Genomic DNA, 15,007 nt, shown 5'->3' with positions numbered 1-15,007 from the left:
ATGATTTATGACAGTAATAACTGATATATTTGCAAGAGAGATAATGGACTCAAGAGGAAATCCAACTATAGAGGTTGAAGTAGAGTTGGAAGGCGGAGCACTAGGTAGAGCGGCAGTACCTTCGGGAGCATCAACAGGTGCGTTTGAAGCTGTAGAGCTTAGGGACGGCGACAAATCAAGATACCTTGGAAGAGGCGTATTGACTGCTGTAAATAACGTAAATGAAATAATTGCTCCGGAAATAATAGGTATGAATGCCCTTGATCAAGTTGCAATAGATGAAGCTCTTATTGAGTTGGATGGTACTCCTAACAAAGCAAAGCTTGGCGCAAATGCAATACTAGGCGTATCATTGGCGGTAGCTCATGCAGCTGCTGAAGCGCTTGGACTTCCACTGTACCAGTATGTTGGAGGCGTAAATGCAAAGACTCTTCCAGTCCCAATGATGAATATCATTAATGGCGGTAAACATGCAGACAATAATGTAGATATTCAGGAATTCATGGTAATGCCGGTTGGAGCAGAAAGCTTTAAGGAAGCTCTGAGAATGTGTGCTGAAGTGTTCCATAACCTCAAGTCAGTACTTAAATCAAAAGGCTATAATACTGCTGTTGGAGATGAAGGTGGTTTTGCACCCAATCTAAAGTCCAATGAAGAAGCACTTCAAGTTATTGTAGAAGCGATTACCAAAGCAGGCTATAAGCCCGGTAAGGAATTTTTCATTGCTTTAGACCCTGCAGCTACAGAAATGTTTGAAGAAGCTAAAGCCAAGGGACAAGAAGGCAAATACTATTTCTGGAAGTCAGATTTTATGAAGACCAAAGAAGAGATGGTAGAATATTGGGCTGATCTTGTCAATAGGTATCCGATAATATCCATTGAAGACGGTATGGCGGAAGAGGATTGGGAAGGCTGGAAGCTTATGACCGACAAACTGGGCAAAAAGATTCAGTTAGTAGGAGACGATCTCTTTGTTACGAATACTGAAAGATTAGCAAAAGGTATAGAGATGGGCGTATGCAATTCCATTCTCATAAAGGTTAACCAGATCGGAACTTTGACTGAGACATTGGATGCTATACAGATGGCCAATCGAGCAGGATATACTGCTGTTATTTCACATCGCTCCGGAGAAACAGAAGATGTTACAATTGCTGATCTGGTTGTTGCTGTAAATGCCGGACAGATAAAAACAGGTGCTCCTTCTAGAACTGACAGGGTTGCAAAGTATAATCAGCTTATGAGAATTGAAGAAGGATTAGACACAATGGCAAAATATTTAGGCATAAATGCGTTTTTTAACCTATAAGTGCTATACAATATAAAAATATGTGATACAATAATGGGGTATAGTAAATATCCCATTATTGTATTTTATCTCTCTATGTGTTAAAATGTTGTTTATAGGATTTCGCCTAATGATTAGGCGCATAAAAGGCAGAAAGAGCGAAAGAATAGTAATAACCTTCGCGTTCTTTTAGCACAATGTGATGATAACTACAGTAAGATGGGAGGTGCTGGGAGTGAGAATAGCTTTAGTAATTTTACAGTACATTGTTTGTGTGACGCTGATTGTAAGCGTGCTTCTACAGCCGGGAAGAAGTGCCGGTTTGTCCGGTTCAATAGCTGGGGGAGCAGAGCAGCTTTTCGGAAAGAAAGCAAGCAAAGGATACGAAGCATTGTTTTCGAAGCTGACAACAGTAACTGCAATTGTGTTCATGATTTTATCTGTTGTATTGGTACTTGTAAAATAATATTTTGATAATTATAGCCTGACATTTTGTTAGGCTATATTATGTCCCAGGCATGTATACAGTATTATAGTATATCACATTAATGTATTAGGAGGGTTATTGAATGGATTTAATGATTCTGGCTCCGCTGTCAGGAGTGCTTGCTTTGATTTTTGCATGGGTTTTGGCTGCCAGCATAATTAAGAAAGACCCCGGTAACGACAGGATGAAGGAAATAATGGGTTTTATTCATGAAGGGGCCATGGCATTCCTGTTCAGGGAGTATAAGGTACTTGCCGTGTTCGTCGTAGTTATGTCTGTCATATTAGGTATTTTCCTTAAAAGCTGGCTAACAGCCATATGTTTCGTTGCTGGAGCAGGCTGCTCAGTACTTGCAGGCTTTATCGGAATGCAGGTGGCTACAAAGGCAAATGCCAGGACTGCGAACGCAGCGCAAAGTGGACAGAATGAAGCACTTGGTATTGCTTTCAAGGGCGGAGCTGTAATGGGTATGTGTGTTGTGGGGCTGGGTCTCCTGGGTGTGGGTGCTTTATATATGATAATCAGGGATGCTAACATAGTAACAGGTTTTGGCTTGGGAGCAAGCTCCATTGCGCTATTTGCCCGTGTCGGCGGCGGTATTTTTACAAAAGCAGCTGACGTTGGCGCAGACCTTGTGGGTAAGGTGGAAGCCGGCATACCGGAGGATGACCCGAGAAACCCAGCTGTTATAGCAGATAACGTTGGTGACAATGTGGGTGATGTTGCCGGTATGGGAGCAGACTTGTTTGAATCATATGTGGGATCGATTATTTCTGCTATAACTCTTGGTGCTGTTTTTTATGCAGGCAGGGTAGAGGGTGTATTATTCCCGCTGCTTCTATCAGCTATAGGCATTGTGGCTTCTATAATAGGAACAGCCTTTGTAAGGACTGATGAGAAGAGCAATCCTCAGAGTGCTCTTAGAAATGGAACTTACGGCAGCGCAATTATAGTAATAATTGCATCTTTTGTATTAAGCCGTTATATGTTCGGCAATTTGAATGCGTTCTGGGCGATTGCCGCAGGACTTATTGTAGGTATGATAATAGGCTATCTTACTGAAATATATACTTCAGGTGATTACAAATATGTAAAGAAAATAGCCCAGCAGTCAAATACTGGGGCAGCTACAACAATAATAAGCGGACTAGGAGTAGGTATGCTCTCCACTGTAGCTCCAGTACTGTTCATTGCTTTAGCAATACTTGTATCATATAAGGCTGCAGGTCTTTATGGTATAGCCCTTGCAGCAGTTGGAATGCTTTCGACAACCGGTATGACAGTTGCGGTAGATGCTTATGGACCTATAGCTGACAATGCAGGGGGCATCGCGGAAATGGCAGGCCTTCCCAAGTCAGTCAGAGCAATAACTGATAAGCTCGATTCAGTAGGAAATACAACAGCTGCAATAGGAAAGGGCTTTGCTATTGGTTCTGCAGCATTGACAGCCCTTGCACTTTTTGCATCTTACTCACAGGCTGTGCAGCTTGACAGAATTGACATACTTGATCCTAATGTAATGATAGGCTTGTTTATCGGAGGCATGCTGCCTTTCCTCTTTGCCGCACTTACTATGGAAGCTGTGGGCAAAGCTGCTTATCAGATGATTGAAGAGGTTAGGAGACAGTTCAAGGAGATGCCGGGCATCATGGAAGGCAAAACAAAACCAGATTATGCAACGTGCGTTGATATTTCAACAAAAGCAGCTCTAAAAGAAATGATAATACCGGGAGTTCTGGCTGTAGCAGCTCCAATTCTTGTAGGATTATTACTTGGCAAAGGTGCTCTTGGAGGACTGATAGCCGGCGCGGTTGTTACAGGGGTGCTCCTGGCAATTATGATGGCAAACTCAGGTGGCGCATGGGATAATGCCAAGAAATATATAGAGTCCGGCGAGCATGGCGGAAAGGGCGGCGAACCACATAAAGCCGCAATTGTAGGAGATACTGTAGGAGACCCATTTAAAGATACAGCAGGACCTTCTATGAATATACTTATAAAGCTCATGACTATAGTTTCATTGGTATTTGCACCATTATTCCTGTAGTATTCTACGTATACAGAGTCTGATTTGATAATAAACATATAATCATGTAATATTAAAGAGATGGTAGAAATTATCATCTTTTTATTTTTTATAGCAAAGGAGATTATGATGAAAGTATTATTTATATATCTTTTTGTTATCAATATATCAGCTTTAGCGATTATGGGAATAGATAAGCATAAAGCGCACAGGCACAAATGGAGGATCAGAGAGAGCAGCATTTTCATTGTGGGACTTTTGGGAGGCGGGTTAGGCGTACTCCTGGGAATGAGCCTTTTCCACCACAAAACCAAGCATTTGAAATTTACACTGGGAATCCCGTTGGTAGTGCTTGCGAATATTGTATCGTTCGGGTATCTGCTGCAAAAGCTCAAATAAAAAAGAAACAGTTTTCTGGTGATGCTGATTATCTAAATTGCAGAAAAAGCCTTCTGAATGTAATAGTGCAAATATGTCCATAATAATTGTAGTATTGAACGCAACAGAATGTTTATAGGGCGGTGTGCGAATTCAATAACGCTAAGGAAACGTTTTATGAAATTTGAATTGGTTTGAAAAATGTTTTTTTTAAAACGCTAGGAGGTGGTTTTTTTGAACGATATGAATAGTGAATTTGCAAAAGAATTTTATTATAAAGGCAACAATACAGGCGTACTGCTAATTCACGGATTCACAGGAACTCCCTCTGAAGTGCGTTTTCTGGGCGAATTCCTCCGGGACAAAGGATATACAGTAAAGGGAATTCTTCTAAAAGGACACGGGACAACACCTGAAGATATGAAAAGGTGTGGTTATAGGGATTGGATACGCGGAGCTGTGGAGGGTTATAAGTCACTTAAGCAGGAGTGTGATGAGGTATTTTCTGTGGGGCTTTCCATGGGAGGACTGTTATCACTATATCTTGCAAGAAATTATGATGTCAGAGGTGTTGCTACCCTTTCAGCACCTATAAGAATACATGGCAGATTAGCTGCCTTCTCATTTATTGAAAGGAATTTTAAGACATACATACTAAGAAACCAGGAAAAGAAGGATATTAATATAATAAGCTATGACAGATCCCCCATAATAAGCGTGCATAATCTGTTCAAGTTAATAAGATATGTAAAAACAAACCTTAAATATATTGAAAAGCCTGTGCTTGTTATGCAATCCTATGGAGACAGGACAGTCAGTCCTATGAGTGCGAATATAATATACAACAATATAGGGTCTAAAGATAAGAGCATTATTTATCTCCGAAAAAGTGGTCATTTAATAACCTGCGATAAGGAAAAGGAGCAGGTTTTTGAGGAAGTATACAGTTTTATAAAGACCAAATCAGCTTTCAAAAGAGAAAAGGAAAAAAATATTGAGTGCACAAATGTATTCCCCTTGGGCATAGTGCAAACTCAATAACAACCAATGAAACATTTACGCGAAGTTCGAATAAAGATGAAAATGTATTTCGTGAAATATTTAGAAGAGAGGTGCAGCAGTGTTGGATAATCAAGAAAAAGAAGTAAATCTGGAAATGAAGAATAAGTTGTTGTCCTTCATGAAGGAGGACACGTACAAACCCCTGTCATATAATGAACTGATTCAAGAGTTTCAGCAAGACTTTCAACAGACATCGGAATTTGATGAAGTAATAAATTCACTGCTTGAGGACGGAAGTATAATAGTCACAAGAAAGAATAAGTATGGCGTGACTGAAAAAATGAATCTTGTAGCAGGTCGAATTCAAGGCAATAAAAAAGGCTTTGGTTTTCTCATACCGGACAACAAGGATATATATGACCTTTTTATACCCGCAGAAGGCCTTAATGGTGCAATGAACAATGATAGAGTAATTGCAAGACTTACTTCAGGTGAAATAGGCACCAAGAAGAGCGAGGGCGAGGTAATCAAGATACTGAAGCGGGCAAACGAAAAGGTTGTAGGAACCTTTGAGAATGGCAAAGGCTTTGGTTTTGTGGTGCCTGACGATCCGAGGATATATCAGGATGTATTCATATCCAAATCTGACTTTAATGGTGCAAAGGATGGACATAAGGTAGTAGTTGAGATAACACAATGGCCGGAGGCAAGGAGAAACCCTGAGGGTGTAGTTGTAGAAATTTTAGGACATAAAGATGATGTAGGTACAGACATTATATCAATCATAAGAGGACACAATCTGCCGGAAGAATTCCCATCTGAGGTGGAAGGCCAAGCCGAGAAAATACCGGAGAAGGTTTCCGAAGAAGACATTGCAAAGAGAAGAGACTTGAGGGATAAAGTCATTGTCACGATAGACGGGGAGGATGCGAAAGACCTGGATGATGCTGTATCCGTAGAGCTGCTTCCAAATGGCAATTACTTGCTGGGTGTACATATTGCTGACGTAACTCAATATGTTTTTGAAAATTCGTATCTTGATAAGGAAGCTTTTAAGAGAGGCACAAGCGTATATTTGGTTGACAGGGTGGTGCCAATGCTGCCAAGAAGACTTTCCAATGGTATCTGCAGCTTGAATCCTCAAATAGAAAGGCTGACCTTGAGCTGTGATATGGAGATAGACAAAAAGGGCAAGGTGCAGAGATATGAGATATATGAAAGTGTCATAAAGACAAAAGAAAGAATGACATATAAGAATGTAAACAAGATACTTACCGACAATGATCCCGAAGTAATGGCAAGGTACAGTGATCTTGCAGATAACTTCAAGCAAATGGAGAACCTCATGCAAATACTGCACAAAAGGAGACGCACGAGAGGAAGCATCGATTTTGAATTTGAGGAATCCAAAATCATACTGGATGAAAAGGGCAAGCCCATAGAAATAAGACCTTACGAACGAGGAATATCTGAGCGGATAATTGAGGAATTTATGCTTGTGTGCAATGAAACCATTGCTGAGGATATGTTCTGGAAAGAGCTGCCTTTCGTTTACAGAGTGCATGAAGACCCTAATGCAGAAAAGCTTCAGGCTTTTAATGAATTTATATTCAACTTTGGATACCATCTTAAGGGAATCGCGGAGATTCACCCGAAAGCACTGCAGCAGCTTACAGATCAGATTAAGGGGACGAAAGAAGAGCGAATTATAAATACATTGATGCTGCGTTCTCTTAAAAAGGCAAGATATACTTCCACCAGCATGGGGCATTTTGGACTTGCTGCAAAGTATTACTGCCACTTCACTTCGCCTATAAGAAGGTATCCTGACCTTATGATACACAGGATTATAAAAGAGGGTATCCATGGGAAGCTCACGGAAAAGAGAGTGAAGCATCTGCAGTCGATAATTGAGAGTATTGCAGAGCAGTGTTCTATCAGAGAGCGGGCAGCGGATGAAGCGGAAAGAGCTGTCGAAGACCTCAAGAAAGCGGAGTATATGAAGGACAGGATAGGGGAGGAATATGACGGAATAATATCCAATGTCACTTCCTTTGGAATGTTTATTGAACTGGAAAATACTATTGAAGGTTTAGTGCACATCAGCAACATTGAGGATGACTACTATCAGTATGATGAGGTACATCACATGCTAATTGGCGAAAGGCTGAAAAAGATCTACAGGATAGGTGACAATGCACGAATAAGGGTTCTGAATGCTGATATCTCCAGTAGAACTATAGATTTTGTTCTGGTTGAGGCAAAACGCAATAAAAGGGAAGATTAAGAAGGTGAAAAGATTGCAGGAGATATACGTACTGCACTTCTGCAATCTTTATACTTTATATACCATTGATATTACATTTGCATTTCATTATACTATATAAGTTGACACTGATTTGAAGGATGATATAATATATATACACGTTCAAATCCGGCTGGGAAATTGATACATGCCGGAATACTGTAGAATATATTGCGGAGTTGGATAGTATGGCAAATAGCAGCACAAAGACAGTTGCACAAAATAAAAAAGCAAGACACGAATACTTTATTGAGGATGCTTACGAAGCTGGAATAGAACTTTCCGGCACAGAAGTGAAATCCATAAGAAAGGGCAGTGTCAACCTTAAGGATAGCTATGCAATAGTAGACAAAGGTCAGGTCTTTGTTTACAACATGCACATAAGTCCATACGAGCAGGGCAATATATTCAACAAGGACCCTATGAGGACAAGAAGACTGCTTTTGCATAAGTATGAGATAAACAAACTCATAGGCTATGTTCAGCAAAAAGGCTACACTCTTATACCACTTTCGATTTATCTTAAAGGCAGCTTGGTAAAGGTTCAGCTTGCCATAGCAAAAGGCAAAGAACTTCATGACAAGCGCCAGGACATCATAGAACGCGATGCCAAAAGAGAAGTGGAAAGGCAATTTAGAGGGAAAGAATACTAGGTTGCGAGGTTTCGGGGTTTCGAGGAGTAGGGGCGAACAATGTTCGCCAGCATAGGCTTCGAAGAACAAACATAAGACTTTGCACGAGCCACGTGGCAGGACCCAGTAGGAATACCCATTAGGCAATTATTTACGGGGGCGTAAAGGTTTCGACGGGGGTAGTTGAGGCCATGGAAGCGAGCGGTGGTCCCAGCGGCACCATAAAAAGCTGGAAAATTAATTTAAACGCTAACAACGATTACGCGTTAGCAGCCTAAGGCTGCTCGTTCAACCTTTAGTTCCCGCACTTTAGGATTGGGCGTCATTTAGCGGGGTCCGTCACTACCAAAGCTTTGAGGTAACTGACGCATTATGAAGCTACTAACACTGTAAGCCTGTCAGCGGGCGTACGGTAGAGGGAATTTTAAATCACTGACTGCGCTCGGAGAAGCTGTGACCAAGATACTTTCGGACAGGGGTTCGATTCCCCTCGCCTCCACCAAAAATAATTTGAATTAAATAGAAAATCCTGTGATTGTGCATAATCACAGGATTTATGTTTTTTATACATCAATTTTTATCCCTGAATTCATGTCCAGTTTAGCTAAGAAGCCGCTGTCATGGTTGCCCGTTTTGGGATTCACCATCTCATGGACACTAAATACCCATTTCCTGTTCTCGCAGGTTGTCTTCAAATCGTCAGACAGTACATTTTCTTCTATGGCAGCATGTACTATACTGCCCTGTACAAGGGATGTGGATTTTGTTACTTTTTCTATATCCTGTATCCAATCCAGCTTGCACTCAAAATGTGCAAAACACTCCTTAACACGTAGAGGCTTGACTTTTGCGGATGCATCATGCTGTAATCCGGATGCCAGTATCTCATCGGTATCATTATCAAATCGGCTGATAGTGTTCCTGAATTTGTCCTTCAGGCTTATGTCCGGAAAATTAATAACAAATTCACCGGTTTTCTCAATCAGTTTTCTGGTCTCGGTATAGTTATGCACCATAAGTATGAATTTTGGCTCATTTCCTGACCCTGCAATCATACCCCATGTACTTAGCTGTGCATTCGCCAGTCCGTTTTCTTTGAGAGTAGTGACAATAAAAATCGGCGAAGGCAGATCAATGGCGAAATAGTACCAGGGAAAAACTTCGAACTGGCCTTCCCACGATTCTTTAATCCAATCCGGTGCCTGAACCGGTAGTTCCATTTTCATTTGAACCCCTCCCTAAGCTTAATTTAACTATATCTTAAACAATAAATGCTTTGATTTATTGTAAAAATCGGACATCATAGCTTTTTATATTGGCCGGGAGTATAGCCGCAAAATTCCCTAAAATCCTTTATAAAATGGGATTGGTCAAAATACCCGTTATCATACGCAGCCATAAGAAAGTTCAGCTGTTTATCTCCCATACAATTCTTCATCACACTTTGCAGCCTTGTTATCCTGCATAGAGTTTTGGGAGAGATCCCAACACAATCACGGAACAGGCGGCGCAGGCTTCTCTCGCTGATAAAAAGCCTGCTTGCAAGTTCACTTACCCTTATACTTCCAGAGGTTTCACATATGGTATATAAAGCCTCCATAACCGGGGATTGAGAACTTTTTACTTTATTGAGCTGCTTAATCAGGAATGATTCAACTGTATGAATCTGCTCTCCTATGGATTCGGCATTTACCATACTTTCTGCAAGCTGATGGAAAGTGGAATAAGAAACTGAATTAAGCTCCGGTGAATTATTGGTGAACTCCCACATAGGTATATTCAGGAAGCGGTACAACCCAATGGGCTTGAAATCCACCCCAAAGGTCATAGTCTCTCCTTTGCTTATACTATGCTGGTTGTATACCACCATCGGTTTGTCCATGACTCCCCAGATACTCTCATGGTGCCAGTTCTGCTTATAATTGATATCAAAGATAATGCTGGAGCCGCCATCAGGGATCAAGGTAACAGTTTTTGGCTTCAGCCGCTGTGCCTCATTTTCTGTACCGGTAAAAATCGAAAGCCAGTAGTAGCTGACATACGGCTCAAGTATACGACATGGCTTAAATATCATAGGATACTTGAAATCCACTTTTCGCCATTTTTCATAATCATCAATTCTGAATCTGTCCTGATACATCATTTACCCCACATTTCCACGGTCTCAAGTTCTATTTTGGTTTTGGTATTTCAGAGCACTTGGACTTCAGGCATACTCATTCAAATATAATATTACCATTAATATTCAGTAGTGGCAAAGACTTCAATGTAATACGGCTTGCTCAGAATATGGTGCCGGACACGACAGCTTGACACATATAGAATAATGGAGCTATATTAACCGTCTATCAGTCGTGTCTGACACTTATGTCTTTTTGTCTCATAAGAATTACATTTCGCACGAGCTGTAAGTATAAATAGCAAAGTATATGCTTGAGAAAAATCACAAATCTTACCTTAATTAAACCTTAATTGAAAATCGAGATGCAACCCTCATCGATTAAAATTAAGTGATTTTAATGTGATATATATTTATGGCCGGGAGGTTGCATCCCGGCTTACAAAAAGATTGGTGATAAGCCAGTCTTTTTATTTTCCTATGTTCTAAAATCATATATCCTAGAAATGTTGGCGGCAAAAACGGAGGATATATGTCTAAATTTTTTACTTATGAAGAAAGGCTTGAATTACAGAAGTTCCTGAAAGAATGTCTTTCTTTTAAAGAAATCAGCCGCAGGCTGGATAAGAATCCAACCACTATCTCAAGAGAACTTCAGAATCATTATTCTGAAGTTGCCACAGGGTATCCAGGGTATCCGTATAATGCATGTAAGAACCGCTTTACATGTAGGAAGAAGGATATCTGTGGAAATGAATGTAAGCGATCCGCAACACAGTATTGTAAAATATGTCCTTATTGTAATGATAACTGTTCAGATTATGTTGAGGAGATCTGTACTGCCAGATACCGTGTACCCTATGTCTGCAATGGCTGTGAAACCATCGGAAAGTGTACTCTTCTCAAAAACATTTATGATGCAGAGCATGCCCATATCAAAGCACATGAGATGATTTCGGAATCCCGTAGTGGTCTATGTATTTCCGAAGAAGAAATAGCAAGACTTAACGCTATTATTAGTCCGTTGGTACGGAATGGTCAGTCAATACATCAGATATATGTTACCCATGAAGATGAACTGATGTGCAGTGAGAAAACCATTTATAACTACATAGATGCCTGCCTTCTGGAAATACGCAACATTGATCTTCCAAGAAAAGTGAAATTCCGTGAACGCTACAAAAAGCCGGAATTCAAAGTGGACAAAGGATGCCGCATCGGACGTAATTATCAGGAGTTCAATACATTTCTGGATAAAAATCCTGACACAGCTGTTGTTCAAATGGATTCTGTCATTGGCAGCAAAGGCGGAAAATGCCTTCTTACCATCCATTTCGTAGACAGCAGCTTCATGCTGGCATATCTCCGGGATGCCAATACTTCGAAATCAGTAACGGATATCTTTGAAATGCTATTTGATCGACTTGGATGCGAAGCCTTTAAAAGGCTGTTCCCGATAATCTTGACCGATAACGGAAGCGAATTCTCGAATCCAAAAGCAATAGAGTACGGTACCGGGAACTACAGGGGAATGCATACAAGAGTATTCTATTGTGATGCCGGCAGTCCTTATCAGAAAGGTTCTATTGAGGTTAATCATGAATTGATTCGCAGGATACTTCCAAAAGGAACCGGCTTTAATGAACTGACACAGGAAGATATCAATCTCATGATGAACCATATCAACTCTTACAAAAGAAAAAAGCTGAACAATCATAGCCCATACGAAACGTTCAGCTTTTATCATGGAGAAGAGATCTTGCAGAAACTTGAATGTTCACCGGTTGCCTCCAGTGACATTGTGTTAAAACCAGCTCTTCTCAAAAAATAATATGAAGCCATGCCGCCAACAGCCCATCTAGAAAATCTATCAGGGGTGGATTCTCCGATTACAAAAACATCGAGAGGGAGTCGACCTCCGTTTGGCATGCAGTTTTCTATTATCATACATCAGAAAATGTATAAAATCAAACTGCATTTGGGTTACAAAAGTGGCGTTTCATTTACAAAACTGGCATCTCGGTTACAAAAGTGGCGTTTCGTTTACAAATATTCAGTTGTCGATTACAAACATTGCATTTCAGTTTACAAAGTGGCATCTCGCCTTTCAATTGAGTTACCTTAATTAAAAATTTAATAAAACATAAAAAATATATCGAAAAACAATAATATAATATTGTATATCAACAAAGCATATGCTATACTACAACCAATGAAAGGGAATTTCCCATAATATTTTGGAGGATGATTTTATGTGGAATGGCAAGAAATCAATTAGTCTTAGTAAATTTTGCGTTCTAATTTTCACGGTTATGTTAATCGGCACCGCTTTATCAGCACCATGGCTTGTGCGGCGGTTTCTAGATTTTTCACGGGCTGATTTAGTTGGGACGGAAGCTTTCTTCCTATCAACCATTTATTCAGGAAGTGTTCCGGCAGCGGTACTGCTTTTCTGCCTTTACCGTTTACTCCATCACATTGAGATTGAGCAGGTATTTATTACAGAGAATGTGGAGTATTTAAGACGGATTTCCTGGAGCTGTTTTGCAGGAGCAATTATCTGCTTTGTTTCAATACCATATTATTTCCCTTGGATATTTGTGGCGGTAGCTGCTGCATTCATGGGGCTGATTGTGCGGGTTGTCAAAAATGTTATTGCTCAAGCAGTGGAACTAAAAAATGAGACGGAATTCACGGTATAAAGGGGGCAGAAACGACATGCCAATTGTAGTGAATTTGGATGTGATGATGGCAAAGAGAAAGATGTCGTCTGGCGAACTGTCTGAAAAAATCGGTATCAGTCAGGCGAATCTCTCCATACTTAAAACCGGAAAGGCTAAAGCAATACGTTTCTCCACATTGGAGGCAATCTGTAAGGCGCTTGAATGCCAGCCCGGTGACATTCTGGAATTCAATGAATAAGACTAAAATAAGGAGGCAGGGCATATGAACGGGCATTTTTCCAGTGATAGCAAAGCACCATTTACTGATGACACATCTCAGGCTGCTGTAGTGGAAGCACCCATGGGTTTTAAGCTCAAAGAACCCTTTGAAGCGGACCGGAAGGACAGCATTCTTGCGCTTTTTACCTTTGTCCTGGGGTTCTTCTTCGCCCGGTGGGTAATGTTTTCATGGCAGGGTTGGGGTGTTACGGTGTTCACCATTAGCTATTGCTTTGCAGTTACTATATATCTTATAAAAAAAGGGGTAAGCATTCCGCGTTCAGGATACTTTTGGCTTACAGCGGTTGTACTGACCGGAATCAGCTATTCTCTTTATGCAAACAATGGTTTAGAGCCATGGCGCAGTTTGTTTTTGTTCTGCGCAGCCGTTTATTTTGTAATGTGCGCCACAGACCGGCTAATACTGGGCAGTACCAGTAATTGGCTTTTCCTGGACGGCATTAACGGCATGTTTATTATTCCGTTTAAAAACTTCGGCTGCCAGTATAAAAGTCTTTCTTCACCCCAATATATAAAAAGAAACGCGGGAAGGCAGATTTTGTCCATTGCACTCGGCCTACTGCTTGCGTTATTGGTCGCAGGTATGGTTTTACCATTACTGATGCGAGCGGACAGCGGAGGTTTCTCCAGAATCGCAAAGGGAATCTATGAATACTACCAATGGGTGCAAAATCAGTTTGAGGATCTTATACTTCACGGTATTCTTGCGGTTCCAATCGCAGCTTATCTATTTGGGCTTGTGGCAGGCTGCGCCCACAGCAGAGGCTGCCGGACATTCAAAAAGGAGGGCACTCAGCATGCGGTCGAATCCTTGCGGTTACTCGCATCGGCTACTGTTTATATTGTACTCGGTTTAATGTGCTGTCTATATTTAGTATTCATATGCAGCCAGCTGCCCTATTTTTTCTCGGCATTCCTTGGACAGAGACCGGAGGGATGGCAGATTTATTCCGAATATGCCCGCAGCGGATTTTTTGAGCTGTGCCAAATTGCGGCTATCAATCTATCCTTATTGACATTAGCAAATCTTTTTTGCAAAAAGCCTCAGAGAGAAAATTACATTTTGAGAATACTCAATTGTCTGCTTTCTATACTGACTTTAGTACTTATCGCTACCGCATTCAGCAAAATGGCACTGTATATCGGGGCATATGGGCTTTCCATCCGCCGACTGCTGCCATGCTTGTTCATGGTTTTTCTCGCTGTTGTTTGCGGCGGTGTGATTGCATTACAGAAATGGCAATTCTCAATTGTTCGGCTTTCGGCTTTTGTAGGCGCTATGATGCTCTGCACACTTTGTTTGCTTAATCCGGACGGCTTTGTTGCCCGCTACAATGGGGACCGTTATCTTTCGGGAACACTGGACAGCTTTGATGTACAGATATTATATCAATCAGGCCCGGCAGGAGTTGACCCTGCATTAAAAGTTTATGCACAGACGGTCGACGAGGAACTAAAAGCGGAGCTTAAAGCCTATATATGTGATCAACAGCAAGAGAGCTTAAAGGCATTGGGGCACTCGCAGGACAGTTTGCAGAACATGCTTGTCCGTCAAAAGACTTCGGAGTTTGCAGTGCATAACTAGCTGTGCAGAGTAGGTGCCAGATACAGAACAAAAGAACATATTAGGTTAATTATAGTAAATAAGTTCTTAACTGCTGTACCTGGGAAACCGCTGAAAAATGCGTAGCCTAGAATAAATATACAAATGTACTACAAATTATGCAATAGCCCAAAGGCATTTAAGATACATAATCTTCTTAAATGCCTTTAAATCCCCATAAAATGCTTAGATTTCAACTCTCAA

13 protein-coding genes and 1 other RNA gene are annotated in these 15,007 nt (G+C 40.9%); 12 read left to right on the top strand and 2 right to left on the bottom strand.

Translation table 11 applies throughout. The features are described 5' to 3' along the window. Positions 1 to 7: 7 nt before the first annotated feature. The 8 genes from eno to ssrA all read left to right on the top strand — a co-directional run bounded on the left by eno (position 8) and on the right by ssrA (position 8,620). A complete protein-coding gene (gene eno / locus VEB00_12860) occupies positions 8 to 1,309 on the top strand; it encodes a phosphopyruvate hydratase (GenBank protein HYF83906.1) in 1,302 nt (433 codons plus the stop codon). A 214-nt stretch (positions 1,310 to 1,523) separates the two neighbouring features. Continuing rightward, on the top strand, positions 1,524 to 1,754 hold the full coding sequence (gene secG, locus VEB00_12855; protein HYF83905.1) for a preprotein translocase subunit SecG: 231 nt from the start codon (positions 1,524 to 1,526) through the stop codon (positions 1,752 to 1,754). 103 nt (positions 1,755 to 1,857) lie between these two features. Continuing rightward, positions 1,858 to 3,822, top strand: a complete 1,965-nt coding sequence (locus VEB00_12850) for a sodium-translocating pyrophosphatase (GenBank protein HYF83904.1) — start codon at positions 1,858 to 1,860, stop codon at positions 3,820 to 3,822. A gap of 108 nt (positions 3,823 to 3,930) precedes the next feature. Beyond that, the gene (locus VEB00_12845) at positions 3,931 to 4,200 is read left to right on the top strand and encodes a DUF1294 domain-containing protein (GenBank protein ID HYF83903.1); all 270 of its coding nucleotides are present in this window, start codon (positions 3,931 to 3,933) and stop codon (positions 4,198 to 4,200) included. Positions 4,201 to 4,422: 222 nt separating this feature from the next. Beyond that, positions 4,423 to 5,220, top strand: coding sequence for an alpha/beta fold hydrolase (locus tag VEB00_12840; protein HYF83902.1), 798 nt, complete (start codon positions 4,423 to 4,425; stop codon positions 5,218 to 5,220). 79 nt (positions 5,221 to 5,299) lie between these two features. Further along, positions 5,300 to 7,468: a ribonuclease R gene (gene rnr / locus VEB00_12835; protein HYF83901.1), complete on the top strand. Its 2,169-nt coding sequence runs from the start codon at positions 5,300 to 5,302 to the stop codon at positions 7,466 to 7,468. Positions 7,469 to 7,674: 206 nt separating this feature from the next. Continuing rightward, complete coding sequence (gene smpB / locus VEB00_12830) at positions 7,675 to 8,139, top strand: SsrA-binding protein SmpB (GenBank protein ID HYF83900.1); 465 nt, start codon at positions 7,675 to 7,677, stop codon at positions 8,137 to 8,139. A 134-nt stretch (positions 8,140 to 8,273) separates the two neighbouring features. Beyond that, positions 8,274 to 8,620, top strand: a transfer-messenger RNA (tmRNA) gene (gene ssrA, locus VEB00_12825). 61 nt (positions 8,621 to 8,681) lie between these two features. On the opposite strand, the gene VEB00_12820 is transcribed toward ssrA, so the two are convergent. Both VEB00_12820 and VEB00_12815 read right to left on the bottom strand, forming a co-directional pair. After that, positions 8,682 to 9,344, bottom strand: coding sequence for a flavin reductase family protein (locus tag VEB00_12820; protein ID HYF83899.1), 663 nt, complete (start codon positions 9,342 to 9,344; stop codon positions 8,682 to 8,684). A gap of 74 nt (positions 9,345 to 9,418) precedes the next feature. After that, positions 9,419 to 10,258 (bottom strand): helix-turn-helix domain-containing protein, encoded by an 840-nt coding sequence (locus VEB00_12815; GenBank protein ID HYF83898.1) that lies wholly within the window; start codon positions 10,256 to 10,258, stop codon positions 9,419 to 9,421. Positions 10,259 to 10,769: 511 nt separating this feature from the next. Between VEB00_12815 and VEB00_12810 the strand changes: the two genes are divergently transcribed. The 4 genes from VEB00_12810 to VEB00_12795 all read left to right on the top strand — a co-directional run bounded on the left by VEB00_12810 (position 10,770) and on the right by VEB00_12795 (position 14,785). Continuing rightward, positions 10,770 to 12,068, top strand: a complete 1,299-nt coding sequence (locus VEB00_12810) for an IS30 family transposase (GenBank protein ID HYF83897.1) — start codon at positions 10,770 to 10,772, stop codon at positions 12,066 to 12,068. Between the two features lie 421 nt (positions 12,069 to 12,489). Beyond that, a complete protein-coding gene (locus VEB00_12805) occupies positions 12,490 to 12,939 on the top strand; it encodes a DUF2975 domain-containing protein (GenBank protein ID HYF83896.1) in 450 nt (149 codons plus the stop codon). Between the two features lie 16 nt (positions 12,940 to 12,955). Then, positions 12,956 to 13,159, top strand: coding sequence for a helix-turn-helix transcriptional regulator (locus VEB00_12800; protein HYF83895.1), 204 nt, complete (start codon positions 12,956 to 12,958; stop codon positions 13,157 to 13,159). 24 nt (positions 13,160 to 13,183) lie between these two features. Continuing rightward, complete coding sequence (locus VEB00_12795; protein HYF83894.1) at positions 13,184 to 14,785, top strand: DUF4173 domain-containing protein; 1,602 nt, start codon at positions 13,184 to 13,186, stop codon at positions 14,783 to 14,785. Positions 14,786 to 15,007 lie beyond the last annotated feature (222 nt).

Source organism: Clostridia bacterium, assembly GCA_035628995.1.
GTDB lineage: Bacteria > Bacillota > Clostridia > Lutisporales > Lutisporaceae > BRH-c25.
The sequence above is the reverse complement of the archived record's forward strand: the minus strand, read 5'-3'. Positions and strand labels throughout refer to the sequence as shown.

Coding starts and splice junctions, on each gene's coding strand:
- VEB00_12815 (HYF83898.1), bottom strand. CDS start 10,258: ATGTATCAGGACAGATTCAGAATTGATGATTATGAAAAATGGCGAAAA.
- smpB (HYF83900.1), top strand. CDS start 7,675: ATGGCAAATAGCAGCACAAAGACAGTTGCACAAAATAAAAAAGCAAGA.
- VEB00_12810 (HYF83897.1), top strand. CDS start 10,770: ATGTCTAAATTTTTTACTTATGAAGAAAGGCTTGAATTACAGAAGTTC.
- VEB00_12805 (HYF83896.1), top strand. CDS start 12,490: ATGTGGAATGGCAAGAAATCAATTAGTCTTAGTAAATTTTGCGTTCTA.
- eno (HYF83906.1), top strand. CDS start 8: ATGACAGTAATAACTGATATATTTGCAAGAGAGATAATGGACTCAAGA.
- VEB00_12840 (HYF83902.1), top strand. CDS start 4,423: ATGAATAGTGAATTTGCAAAAGAATTTTATTATAAAGGCAACAATACA.
- VEB00_12795 (HYF83894.1), top strand. CDS start 13,184: ATGAACGGGCATTTTTCCAGTGATAGCAAAGCACCATTTACTGATGAC.
- VEB00_12850 (HYF83904.1), top strand. CDS start 1,858: ATGGATTTAATGATTCTGGCTCCGCTGTCAGGAGTGCTTGCTTTGATT.
- VEB00_12820 (HYF83899.1), bottom strand. CDS start 9,344: ATGAAAATGGAACTACCGGTTCAGGCACCGGATTGGATTAAAGAATCG.
- VEB00_12845 (HYF83903.1), top strand. CDS start 3,931: ATGAAAGTATTATTTATATATCTTTTTGTTATCAATATATCAGCTTTA.
- VEB00_12800 (HYF83895.1), top strand. CDS start 12,956: ATGCCAATTGTAGTGAATTTGGATGTGATGATGGCAAAGAGAAAGATG.